Annotated in this window: 8 protein-coding genes; 5 read left to right on the plus strand and 3 right to left on the minus strand. The window is 70.5% G+C overall.

Features of this window, described 5'->3' with window-relative positions; all coding sequences use genetic code 11:
- The first annotated feature begins 45 nt into the window (after window positions 1-45).
- Window positions 46-1,185: a class I SAM-dependent methyltransferase gene (locus tag ITJ56_RS18870; RefSeq protein ID WP_194628575.1), complete on the plus strand. Its 1,140-nt coding sequence runs from the start codon at window positions 46-48 to the stop codon at window positions 1,183-1,185.
- 22 nt (window positions 1,186-1,207) lie between these two features.
- On the opposite strand, the gene ITJ56_RS05735 is transcribed toward ITJ56_RS18870, so the two are convergent.
- The 3 genes from ITJ56_RS05735 to ITJ56_RS05745 all read right to left on the minus strand — a co-directional run bounded on the left by ITJ56_RS05735 (window position 1,208) and on the right by ITJ56_RS05745 (window position 5,066).
- Window positions 1,208-3,655 carry a M60 family metallopeptidase gene (locus tag ITJ56_RS05735; protein ID WP_194628577.1) on the minus strand — a complete coding sequence of 816 codons (2,448 nt, stop codon included), beginning with the start codon at window positions 3,653-3,655 and terminating at the stop codon, window positions 1,208-1,210.
- Window positions 3,656-3,742: 87 nt separating this feature from the next.
- Window positions 3,743-4,573 carry an aldo/keto reductase gene (locus ITJ56_RS05740; RefSeq protein ID WP_194628579.1) on the minus strand — a complete coding sequence of 277 codons (831 nt, stop codon included), beginning with the start codon at window positions 4,571-4,573 and terminating at the stop codon, window positions 3,743-3,745.
- Window positions 4,574-4,646: 73 nt separating this feature from the next.
- Window positions 4,647-5,066 carry a pilus assembly protein CpaE gene (locus ITJ56_RS05745; RefSeq protein WP_194628581.1) on the minus strand — a complete coding sequence of 140 codons (420 nt, stop codon included), beginning with the start codon at window positions 5,064-5,066 and terminating at the stop codon, window positions 4,647-4,649.
- A gap of 239 nt (window positions 5,067-5,305) precedes the next feature.
- Between ITJ56_RS05745 and ITJ56_RS05750 the strand changes: the two genes are divergently transcribed.
- The 4 genes from ITJ56_RS05750 (at window position 5,306) to ITJ56_RS05765 (ending at window position 11,412) form a co-directional block, all read left to right on the plus strand.
- Complete coding sequence (locus ITJ56_RS05750; RefSeq protein WP_194628583.1) at window positions 5,306-7,969, plus strand: glycoside hydrolase family 2 protein; 2,664 nt, start codon at window positions 5,306-5,308, stop codon at window positions 7,967-7,969.
- A 170-nt stretch (window positions 7,970-8,139) separates the two neighbouring features.
- Window positions 8,140-8,427, plus strand: a complete 288-nt coding sequence (gene tatA, locus ITJ56_RS05755; RefSeq protein ID WP_416354749.1) for a twin-arginine translocase TatA/TatE family subunit — start codon at window positions 8,140-8,142, stop codon at window positions 8,425-8,427.
- A gap of 179 nt (window positions 8,428-8,606) precedes the next feature.
- Entirely contained in the window at window positions 8,607-10,775 is a 2,169-nt protein-coding gene (locus ITJ56_RS05760; protein WP_194628585.1) for an ATP-dependent Clp protease ATP-binding subunit, read from the plus strand.
- Between the two features lie 82 nt (window positions 10,776-10,857).
- The gene (locus tag ITJ56_RS05765) at window positions 10,858-11,412 is read left to right on the plus strand and encodes a DUF2231 domain-containing protein (protein ID WP_194628587.1); all 555 of its coding nucleotides are present in this window, start codon (window positions 10,858-10,860) and stop codon (window positions 11,410-11,412) included.
- Window positions 11,413-11,422: the final 10 nt, after the last annotated feature.

Here is an 11,422-nt window from a genome sequence, read left to right on the forward strand (position 1 = left end):
TGCGATGTCCGCCGGCTCGGCTCGGGCGCCGGGTACGCTGACGCGGTGCCAGACTTCGCCGACCTCTTCCGCCGACGCGACGACGACGCCCCGGACCTCATCGCGATCGACGGTACCGACCGGTTCCTCCTCGACGAGGCGCCGCACGTGCACGGAGACGCGCTCCGGCAGCCCGGGGAGGTCGCCGTAGTCGACGACCGGTACGGGGTCCTGACGCTCGGGCTCATCACCCAGTACGGTGCATCGAACATCCGCGTGGTGCAGGACTCGCTCATCGGAGAGCGTGCCCTCGAGGCGAACGCCGGCACCTTCGGGCTGCGTGGCTTCCACCACCCGGATTCGCTCGAAGAGGCGTTCCGGAACGTCCGGCTCGTGGTGCTGCGGCTGTCGAAGTCGCACGACCGCCTGGACGAGATCGCCCGCGCCGTCGCCAGGTTCGCCGCACCGGACGTCGTGCTGCTGTGCGGCGGCAACGTGAAGTACATGAACGTGTCGCAGAACGACGTGCTGCGACGGTCGTTCGGTGAGGTCACGGCCTCCCGCGGCCGGGGTAAGTCGCGGCTGCTCATCGCGCAGGATCCGCTGCAGGCACAGGCGAACCGCGCCGCGGTCACGAACCCGTGGCCCCGGTCAGTGCACGTCGACGACCTCGGCATGACCCTGGTGGCACATGGCGGGGTGTTCGGGGGGACGTCGCTCGACCGGGGGACGCGCGTGCTGCTCGATGTGATGGACGACGCGGTGCCGACGGCGCGGACGATCGTCGACCTGGGGTGCGGCAACGGGGTCATCGCCGCCGCAGCGGCCCGTCGTCGGCCGGCGGTGCAGGTCGTCGCGACGGACGTCTCCCGTATCGCCGTCGAGTCGACGCGCGCGACCGCCGAGGCCAACGGCGTCGCGCACCGGGTGACCGTGCTCCGGACCGACGCGGGGGACGAGCTCCCAGCTGGGTCCGCGCAACTGGTGCTGTGCAACCCGCCGTTCCACGCGGACACCACGGTGACCACCGACACGGCTGAGGCGATGTTCCGGAACGCGGCCACGATCCTCCAGTCCGGCGGTGAACTCTGGTGTGTCTGGAACTCGCACCTGCGGTACCGACCGTTGTTGGAGCGGGCGGTGGGGCCGACCCGCCAGGTGACCCGCACCGACCGGTTCACCGTGACCGCCTCGCGCCGCGCGTAGCGGGCGGCCCGCCGGTCGGCGGTCAGCTCGCGACGCGGATCGTCTCGCCGTCGACCGTCCCCGTGACGGTGTAGCCGAGTCCGCTGGTACCAGCCGGAGCCCCGGGGGTGACCCGCACGAGCGGTGACCACCGGATGAGCGTGCCCGATGGCAGGTCGATCGCGACCGGCGCCAGAGCCGCCGTCAGGAGGGTGCCCGACTCGCTCGTGGAAGCGCCTTCGAGATCCAGGCTGGACTCCGCAGTCCAGGAGCCGCCCGGGCGCAGGACCTCGGCGACGAGGGTGGTCTGCCCGGGAGCGAAGGTCGTCGCGTCCGGAGCGGTGAGGACCACCTCAGCAGCCAGCTGCTCGATGGAACGCGTGGTCTCGAGCCGCGCTTCGACGCGGGTGTCCGCGCGGCGCGACAGCGCCACCGACGCGCCCGGACTCGCGACGATCGGATCAGTGGTCATCGGCTCGAAACGACCGTCCACGATCCTGTAGCGCTGGACCGTCGCGGGGTCGGCCGGTCGGAGCACGCTGTCGCCCCAGCGGTCCAGGCGCGCTCGCGCCTCGGCATGGCGCACCTCGAGCACCTGGCCGTCCTGGTACGCCTGCTCGAAGCCCGACGCCAGCGCATGCGCGGTCTCGTTGCCGCGGACCGACCACGTGCCGATCTGCTCGCGGCGGTCCTCGCTGCGGAGCTCGAAGCCGACGTACTCGTTGCTGCCCCACGACGGGTGCGCGGTGTACGTCGTCCCGGCGTAGAGCCGCAGCACGTGGTCCCTCGGATCCGTGACCAGGCGCATGACGTTCCGGTCGGCGATGCCGTCGAAGGAGAACATGTTGCCCGGTTCCACGGTGACCGGGCGCGTCAGGACCTCGCGGATGCCCAGGTTGTTCCGGAGCGCCACGAGCAGCGTTCCGGTACCCGCCGCGGTTGCCGAGACGAGTTGGCCGGTGTACTCGGGCACGCCGCGGCCGTCCGTGTTCTGGAGGTCGGTGACCTCGGGCGCCTGGTCGAGGCGCTGTTGTCCCACCACGACCGTCGGCTGGTCCCCGGTGATGCGCCCGACCGGGACCGCGTACGGGTCGAGGTCGTGGTCGAGGCGGTCGGTCGCGGAGGTCCGGTTCTCCCAGATGTCGGTGGTGAGCGGGGGGAGTTCGGCGAGTGCCGCCGACGTCTCCGCGGACAGAGGGAAGCCCCACTCGGCGAAGAACGGGCGGAGGTCGCGGTCGGCGATCGTCGCGGCGGTGCGCGCGAACAGCTGGTGCTTCGAGTCGCCGTTGTCCGGGGTGCTGACCTCGCCGAGTGCGAGGCTGGTCCGGAGAGCCTGGTTCAGTCGGGGGTAGAAGTGCTCACCGAAACCCCGGCGGAGTTGGTCGAACATGAGGATCTTCACCCAGCCGTCCTGGGAGTGGTAGGCGCGTTCGTCGAGCGGCTTCGCGAAGTACGCCGCGACGCCGGTGGCGCCCTGGTGGTCGAGTCGGTTCTCGCCGCTGATCGAGTGCTGGACGTCGAGCACCGAGGTGTTCACCACGACCTCGCCCATGCCTGACCAGTTGTACGCGGGCGTCTGGTAGGTGTGACCGACCTCATGCCAGAAGCCCCACATGTCCCCTGGTGCCGCTGCGAGCAGCTCTGAGGCGGCGCCGCTCTGCAACGGCATCGTGATGCGGTCGTTCCCGGCGCTCGCGTAGGCGCCGCCGGTGTCCGGGGTCGTGATGTGCAGACGCTGCGGGGACTTCCGTGCGAGCCCCACGGCACCGTCGAGCAGCCCGAAGTGGTCGTTCGTGAGCGCGACGACCCGGTCCCAGAGCGCGACGCGGGCCGTGATGTCGTCGGGGATCCGGTAGAAGACCCCACGCGGCGGCTCGGCGAACGTCCGGTCGCCGATCAGGGTGACGAACGGAGCATCCGGGTGCGCAGCCCGGTCGCGCGTGAACTCGTCGTTCGAAGTCGAGTGGCGGATGAAGACGGGTAGCGCTTCTCCGCCACGGACCGTCACGTCGTGCGAGCCCGACGGGGACCGGTCGATCAGGTACACGAGCCCGTCCACCGGCGCGGTCACGGTGGTGGTCCCCTCGGCGACCGGGAAGGTCGTGATGCCGACGGCCGATCCCCCGTTGTGCGCGCCGTAGTTCCCGTACAGGCCGATGCCGACCTGCATCGCCGGCGCACCAGCCGGCAGGGTCACCTCGACCTCGGTGCCCTTCGGTGCGAAGCGGGAGGCGGGCTGCAGGTCGCTGTGTCGGTAACTGCGGCCCTCGCGGCGACGCTCCGTCTCGGCGTCACCCTGGCCGTGGACCCGGACGGTGGTCGCGCGATCGCCGTCCGTGTGCACGATGGAGGCCCGGTCGGCCGTCGTCGAAGACGACGAGGGCGTCGGTGTCGATGCTGCTCCGACTGCGGTGACCCCGCCGCCGATGATCGTTCCGACGGCGACGAGCATCGCGGTGAGGGCTCGTGCGGGCAGGATTACAAAGCGCATGACATTAGAATATCAGATGTACGCGCGACCGTGTTGACGACGAAGGGCGGCCGCGCACCGCGCGACCGCCCTTCGTCGACCTGCTGACTACGCCGGCACGTAGTCGAACGTGTCCGGGTCCGGACCCGTGCGGTGGCCCTTGTCGAGGGCGGTGATGTCCGTCATGTCCTCGTCGGAGAGCTCGAAGTCGAAGATCGCGAAGTTCTCTTCGACGCGGGCACGTGTCACCGACTTCGGGAACACGATGTCGCCGCGCTGGATGTGCCAGCGGAGGACGACCTGCGCCGGCGACTTGCCGATCGACGACGCGATGCGGGTGATGGTCTCGTCGTCGAGGACGAGACCCTGCGCGATCGGGGACCAGGCCTCGGTCGCGATGCCGAGCTCGCGGTCCACGGCGCGGAGGTCGTCCTGCACCAGGTACGGGTGCACCTCGATCTGGTTGACCGACGGCGGGACGTCGGTCTCGGCACGCAGACGGTGCAGGTGGTGTGCCTGGAAGTTCGAGACGCCGATCGAGCGGGCGGTGCCGGCGTGGTACAGGTCCTCGAGGGCCTTCCACGTCGGCACGAAGTCCGAGACAGTGGGCAGCGGCCAGTGGATGAGGAACAGGTCGGTGTAGCCGCCGAGCAGATCGGCCGACTTCTTGCCGTTCTCCAGCGCGGCCGCCGGGTCGTGGAAGCCGTTGTTGAGCTTCGAGGTGACGAAGATCTCCTCGCGCGGGATGCCGGAGGCAGCGATCGCCTCGCCGACCTCCTTCTCGTTGCCGTACATCTCGGCGGTGTCGATGTGGCGGTAACCGACCTCGAGCGCGGCCAGTGTGGCGGCCTTCGTCTCGGAGGGGTCGATCTGGAAGACACCGAAGCCGAGCTGCGGGATGGTCTTGCCGTCGTTCAGGGTGATGTTCGGAACGGTCATGGTGTCATGCAACCAAACGACCCTCAGCGTGCATTCCGGCAACGCCCAGGAACGGCGTTCCCGGGCGTGCCACTCACGACAGCGCCGCGGTGATGTACGCCTGCAGTGCCTGCCCGTACGCGATCGCCGGCACCTCGGACGCGAAGCTCCGGTCGGCCCCGCCGATCGTCGCCGTCACCGTGAAGACCACGCGGCCGCCGACCTGCACCCGGGTCAGCCCGATGAACGACGGTCCGAGCAGTTCGCGGAGCTGGTCCTCGCGGGGCAGCCACAGCGACTCGGTCGCCGTCACGGAGTCGAGTGCCCACTCCGTCGTCCCGTTGAACCCGAGGATCGTGCCGGTGGGGGAGTCGTGCCGTTCGACCGTCATCTCGGACACCGTGTAGACGTCCTCGTCGATGCCCGGCTTGTCGATGACGAACCGGTCCCCGGTCTCGGGGTGCCAGCGGAGGCCGGCGTCACGGAGGGACCTGGCGAGTTCGACGGTGATCACGTTCCCACCCTGCCCGTGCGACCCGCCCCTGTCACCACATAGGTCGCCGAAAGCATCCCGTACTAGCATCGCCGAGCACCCCCACGCGCGAGCGCCACCCGTTCGCGCGCGCGACGTGACGACGCCCGGGCAACCGGTGCCGCGCCTCCAGGCCGTTGCAACCGGCCACGGGGCGGGACGCCGGCCGGCGTCCCGACCGCGGTGGACGGACGACCCGGCCGCCGAAGAGAAGGACCCGTATGACCCTCGAACGCGAGGAACTCCGCGACGGCTGGACCGTGACGATCGCGGGCGACGCCGTCCCCGCGGGCGCCCCGTCCGACATCGCGGGACGCACCATCCCGGCGACGGTGCCGGGGCAGGTGCACACCGACCTGGAGCGGGAGGGTCTGCTGCCGGACCCGACGTTCCACCTGAACGAGCAGGCCGCCAAGTGGGTCGGCCGTGCCGACTGGGCCTACCGGCGCGCGGTCGACGTCGACCCGCGGGGACACGAGCGCGTCGACCTGGTCTGCGACGGTCTCGACACCGTCGCCGAGCTGAGCCTGGACGGCGTCGTCGTCGGCACCACCCGGAACATGCACCGTCGCTACCGGTTCGACACCCGCGTGCAGACCGGCTCGGGTGACACGACGAAGGATCTCGAGATCCTGTTCGAGTCCCCGTACCGCGAGGCCGGACGCGTCGCCGCGAGGGCCGGCAGCATGCCCGGCCCCTACGACGAGCCGTTCCCGTACATCCGCAAGATGGCGTCGAACTTCGGCTGGGACTGGGGCCTCACGGCCGTCACGAGCGGCCCGTGGCGGCCCGTCGCCGTCGAACGCTGGTCGACGGCACGACTGCGCGAGGTCCGCCCCCTCGTCGACGTCGAGGCGGGCGAGGGCGTGCTCGACGCGCACATCACCGTCGAGCGCTCGGGCATGAACGACCTGGACCAGGACGGCGAGGACGACGACCTCGTCCTCGTCGTCACCGTGAGCGGGGAGACCGAGGACGGCAGGACCACGCGCCAGCGCTCCCGGGCGCAGCTGACCCCGAAGGACGACGAGACGGTCGTCACGGTGCGGGTGCCGGAGGCGCGGCGCTGGTGGCCCCGCGGCTACGGCGAGCAGTCGCAGTACGACGTGGTGGTCGAGCTGCAGACGGTGGACGGCGAGGTCCTCGACCGGGACACGTTCCGCACCGGCTTCCGGTCGACGCGGATCGACACCAAGGTCGACGGTGTCGGCCGCCCCTTCGGCGTCCACGTCAACGGCACGCTCATCGACGTCCGCGGCGTCAACTGGATCCCGGACGACGTGATCATCTCGCGGGTCGACCGCGCCCGGCTCCTCGCTCGGTTGGCGGCGGCGGCGGCGCTCGGCACGAACCTGGTGCGGGTGTGGGGCGGCGGCGTGTACGAATCGCGCGACTTCTACGAGGTCTGCGACGAACTCGGCCTGCTCGTCTGGCAGGACTTCCCGTTCGCCTGCGCGGCCTACCCCGAGATCGAGCCGATCCGCAGCGAGGTCATCGCCGAGGCGCGGGACAACGTCGCCCGGCTGGCGCGGCACCCCTCGCTGGTGGTGTGGAACGGCAACAACGAGAACATCTGGCTGCACGACGCCGACGACTGGGGTTCGACGTTGGGAGACCGCGGCTGGGGCCTCGACTACTACCTGGACCTGCTGCCGACGATCGTCGACGCGGTCGACCCGTCGCGCTTCTACACGGTGGCCTCGCCGTGGTCCGGGTCCGAGTCGCTGCCCGCGAACGACGTGGACCACGAGACGCACCACTCGTGGGACGTCTGGAACCGCCTGCCCGACAGCGCGTACCGCGAGTCCGTGCCCCGCTTCGTGTCCGAGTTCGGCTGGCAGGCGCCGCCTGCCTGGCGGACCCTGCGCGACGGGGTGGCCGACGAGGTGCTCGGGGTCGACTCGCCCGGGGTCGTCCACCACCAGAAGGCGACCGACGGGATGGGCAAGCTCGCCCGCGGGCTCGAGCCCCGGTTCGGCGGCGGTCCCTTCTCGTTCGACGCCTGGCACTACCTGACGCAGCTGCAGCAGGCGCGGGCGATCGCGACGGGCGTCGAGCACTGGCGCACGCACTGGCCGCGCAACACCGGGGTCGTGGTGTGGCAGCTCAACGACCTGTGGCCGGTGTCGTCGTGGTCGGCCATCGACTCGGCGGGACGGCTCAAGCCGCTGGCGCACGAGCTGCGCCGCTTGTACGACGACGTCCTGCTGACGATCCGTCCGGTCTCGTCGGTCACCGCCGACCTGTCGGCTGCGGCCGACCGGCCCGGAGGCCCGGATCACCCGGGTGGCCCGGCTCCCGTCGACGAGACCGCCGACCTGGGCGAGCTGGCGGACACGCTCTCCCTGGGCGTCTCGCCCGGGTCCTTCGGGTCGTCGCCCGTCGAGGTCGCCGTGCGCTCGGCGCGGGGCGGTCACGACAGCGTGGTCCGGGTCCGTCGGATCACCACGGCCGGCGCGATCCTCGCCGAGGTCTCGGTGCCCGTCCGGTTGTCAGCGGCCGGCGTCGCGGTCGTGTCCCTGCCCGAGTCCGTCGGCGTCGTGGACGACCCGGCGGGTGAGCTCGTCGTCGCGGACATGGACTGGCGCCGGGCGGTGTGGACCCCCGGGCCCGAGTCCGCGATGCGGTGGGAGCCAGCGCGCTACCGGACCTCGTTCGCCGTCGTCGACGGCGGTCTGGACATGCTGGTCGAGGCCGAGTCGCTGGTGCGCGACCTGCTGGTGCAGCCGGACCGGGTCGCCGAGTCCGGCACGGTCGACCGTGGGTTCATGACCCTGTTGCCCGGGGAACGGGTGGTCTTCCGGCTGACCGGCGTGACCGAGGCGGACATCCCGGCGCTGCGCGAGGCGCCCGTGCTCTGGAGCATCGACCAGGTGCTCGGGTGAGGGGGGCGCCCTAAGGGGAGGGGCTCGGGGCTTCCCTGAGCGAACGGTGTCGGTTCCTCGGCCCGGCCTGGGCATCCAGGGACGGGGGAGCTACGATGGGTCCACACGGACTTCCGCCGCGTTGGTCGACGACGACCAGCAGACGGCGACCAGTTCCAGATCAAGGAGTCATGATGCTCGGAAACCTCGGCGGCATTCACCTGCTGATCATCCTCGGGATCGTCATCCTGCTGTTCGGGGCGACCAAGCTCCCGGCCCTCGCGAAGGGCCTCGGCCAGTCGATCAACATCTTCAAGAAGGAGATGTCCGACGACGAGAAGAAGGCTCAGGCCGACGGCGCCGCGCAGAACGGCACGGTCCACACCGCGACCGTGCAGAACGTCCCCGCCGAGCCCGCTGCCGGTCCGGTCCTGAACCCCGGATCGAGCGCGCAGCCGAACACCGACTCCCGGCGGTAGGACACCCAGCCCCGTCCTGTCGGCAACCCCCGCGACCACTGTGGTCGCGGGGGCTTCGTCGTACGGGGCTTCGTCTACGGGTCTTCGCCAGGGAGTGTGCGCCGGAATACGCCGGTGCGGACGCAAGTTGAGTGGAGTAGACTCAACTACAGGACCACCGCAATGAAAGGACGGAACGCATGGCGAACCTCCAGGGCGCTCCTGACTCCCAAGAACAGCAGAAGACCGCCCTCGAACAGTACGGCGTCGACCTCACCGAGATCGCCCGCAGCGGCAAGCTCGACCCGGTGATCGGACGCGACTCCGAGATCCGGCGCGTGTCCCAGGTGCTGACGCGCCGCACCAAGAACAACCCCGTGCTCATCGGCGAGCCCGGCGTCGGCAAGACCGCCGTCGTCGAGGGGCTCGCGCAGCGCATCGTCGCCGGTGACGTCGCCGACTCCCTCAAGGACAAGCGGCTCGTCTCGCTCGACATCTCCGCCCTCATCGCCGGCGCCAAGTACCGCGGCGAGTTCGAGGAGCGGCTCAAGTCCGTGCTGAAGGAGATCAACGACTCCGACGGCCAGGTCATCACGTTCATCGACGAGCTGCACACCCTGATGGGTGCCGGCGGCGGTGAGGGGTCCGTCGCGGCCTCGAACATGCTCAAGCCGATGCTCGCCCGTGGTGAGCTCCGGCTCATCGGTGCGACGACCCTCGACGAGTACCGCGAGTACATCGAGAAGGACGCCGCGCTCGAGCGTCGCTTCCAGCAGGTGTACGTCGGGGAGCCGAGCGTCGAGGACGCCGTGGCGATCCTCCGCGGGCTCAAGGAGCGGTACGAGGCGCACCACAAGGTGACGATCAACGACTCCGCCCTCGTCGCCGCCGCGAGCCTGTCCAACCGGTACATCTCCGGCCGACAACTGCCCGACAAGGCCATCGACCTGATCGACGAGGCAGCGAGCCGGCTCCGCATGGAGATCGACTCGAGCCCGGTCGAGATCGACGAGCTGAAGCGCAACGTCGACCGGCTGCGCGTCGAGGAGTTCGCGCTGAAGCAGGAGAAGGACGAGGCCTCGAAGGCTCGTCTCGAGACCTTGCGGAACGAACTCCACACCCGCGAGGAACGGCTCGCCGAGCTCGAGCAGCGCTGGCAGACCGAGCGCGCCAGCCTGAACCGGATCGGCGAGCTCAAGCAGCAGCTCGACGACCTGAACATGCGGTCGCAGCGGGCGCAGCGCGAGGCCGACTACGAGCTCGTCTCCCGCCTGGAGTACGGCGAGAAGCCCCGCATCGAGGCCGAGCTCGCCGCCGCCGAGCAGGCCGGGAGCGCCGACCGGATGGTGAACGACAGCGTCACCGACGAGGACATCGCCGCCGTGATCGCGCAGTGGACGGGCATCCCGCTCGGCCGGCTGCTGCAGGGTGAGACCGAGAAGCTCCTGCACCTGGAGAGCGAGCTCGGCCGCCGGATCATCGGGCAGCGCACCGCCGTGACCACCGTGTCCGAGGCCGTCCGGCGCACCCGCGCGGGCATCTCGGACCCGGACCGACCGACGGGTTCGTTCCTGTTCCTCGGGCCGACCGGTGTCGGCAAGACCGAGCTGGCCAAGGCGCTCGCCGAGTTCCTGTTCGACGACGAGAAGGCCCTCGTCCGCATCGACATGAGCGAGTACGGCGAGAAGCACTCGGTCGCCCGCCTGATCGGCGCCCCGCCCGGGTACGTCGGGTACGAGGCCGGTGGGCAGCTCACCGAGGCCGTCCGTCGCCGTCCGTACTCGGTGATCCTGCTCGACGAGATCGAGAAGGCGCACCCCGAGGTGTTCGACGTCCTGCTCCAGGTGCTCGACGACGGCCGCCTCACCGACGGCCAGGGCCGCACGGTGGACTTCCGGAACACGATCCTCGTGCTGACGTCGAACCTGGGTTCGCAGTTCATGACGGACCTGACGCTGACCGACGTGCAGCGGGAAGAGGCCGTCCGTGAGCTCGTGCAGCAGGCGTTCCGGCCGGAGTTCATCAACCGCCTCGACGACATCGTGGTGTTCCAGGCTCTGACCGCGGACGACCTCGGGCAGATCGTGTCGCTCTACGTCGACCGGCTCGCCCGTCGCCTGACCGACCGCCGGCTCGAGCTCGCAGTGACGCCGCAGGCACGAAGCTGGCTCGCCGAGCGCGGGTACGACCCGCTGTACGGCGCGCGGCCCCTCCGGCGCCTGATGCAGCGGCAGATCGACGACCGACTGGCCCGCGCGATCCTGTCCGGAGACGTCCGCGACGGGGACACCGTCCGGGTGGACGTCACCGAGGACGGTGACGGCCTGACGGTCGAGCCGTTCGAGCTCGCCGAGATCGTCGAGGAGTAGCGCGGCGCGTGACGGCGGCCTCCGGGAGGCCCGGCACCGGTTCCTGGGACCGGTGCCGGGCCGTTCGTCTACGGTCCAGGGCATGCCTGAGATCCGCGCGATTCGCCGCATCACCGACGCCGTCGAGCACGCGAGCGTGCTCGACAAGGCGATCGACGTCGACCGTGCCGTCGTGAACGCCCTGGCCAAGCCGAAGGCCCTGCGGCAGCTGCTGCACGGTGTGCCGTTCGGTCACCCGATCCACCCGCTCATGGTCCAGGTGCCGCTCGGTGCCTGGATCTCCGCCGCGGTGCTCGACCTGGTCGGCGGGAAGGGCAACGCGAAGGCCGCGAAGACCCTGGTCGGCGTCGGGGTCGTCTCCGCCGGCAGTGCCTCGGTCGCCGGGTACGTCGACTGGTCGGAGCTGAACCGCGAGCAACTGCGGACCGGGTGGGTGCACCAGGCGGTGAACTGGACCGGACTGTCGCTCTACGGGCTCTCGTGGATGCAGCGGAAGCGCGGCAACCACGGTGCCGGCAAGCTGCTCGGGTTCGCGGGGCTGGCCGTCGTCAGCGTCGGCGGGTACCTCGGCGGGCACCTGTCCTACCGGCAGCGTGCCGGCGTGAGCGAACACGGCGAGGTGCCGTACGACGCCTGACCCCGCTCAC

Source organism: Curtobacterium sp. VKM Ac-1376 (assembly GCF_015351025.1).
Classification (GTDB): Bacteria; Actinomycetota; Actinomycetes; order Actinomycetales; family Microbacteriaceae; genus Curtobacterium.

Coding starts and splice junctions, on each gene's coding strand:
- ITJ56_RS05735 (WP_194628577.1), bottom strand. CDS start 3,655: ATGCGCTTTGTAATCCTGCCCGCACGAGCCCTCACCGCGATGCTCGTC.
- ITJ56_RS05740 (WP_194628579.1), bottom strand. CDS start 4,573: ATGACCGTTCCGAACATCACCCTGAACGACGGCAAGACCATCCCGCAG.
- ITJ56_RS05750 (WP_194628583.1), top strand. CDS start 5,306: ATGACCCTCGAACGCGAGGAACTCCGCGACGGCTGGACCGTGACGATC.
- tatA (WP_416354749.1), top strand. CDS start 8,140: ATGATGCTCGGAAACCTCGGCGGCATTCACCTGCTGATCATCCTCGGG.
- ITJ56_RS05760 (WP_194628585.1), top strand. CDS start 8,607: ATGGCGAACCTCCAGGGCGCTCCTGACTCCCAAGAACAGCAGAAGACC.
- ITJ56_RS05765 (WP_194628587.1), top strand. CDS start 10,858: ATGCCTGAGATCCGCGCGATTCGCCGCATCACCGACGCCGTCGAGCAC.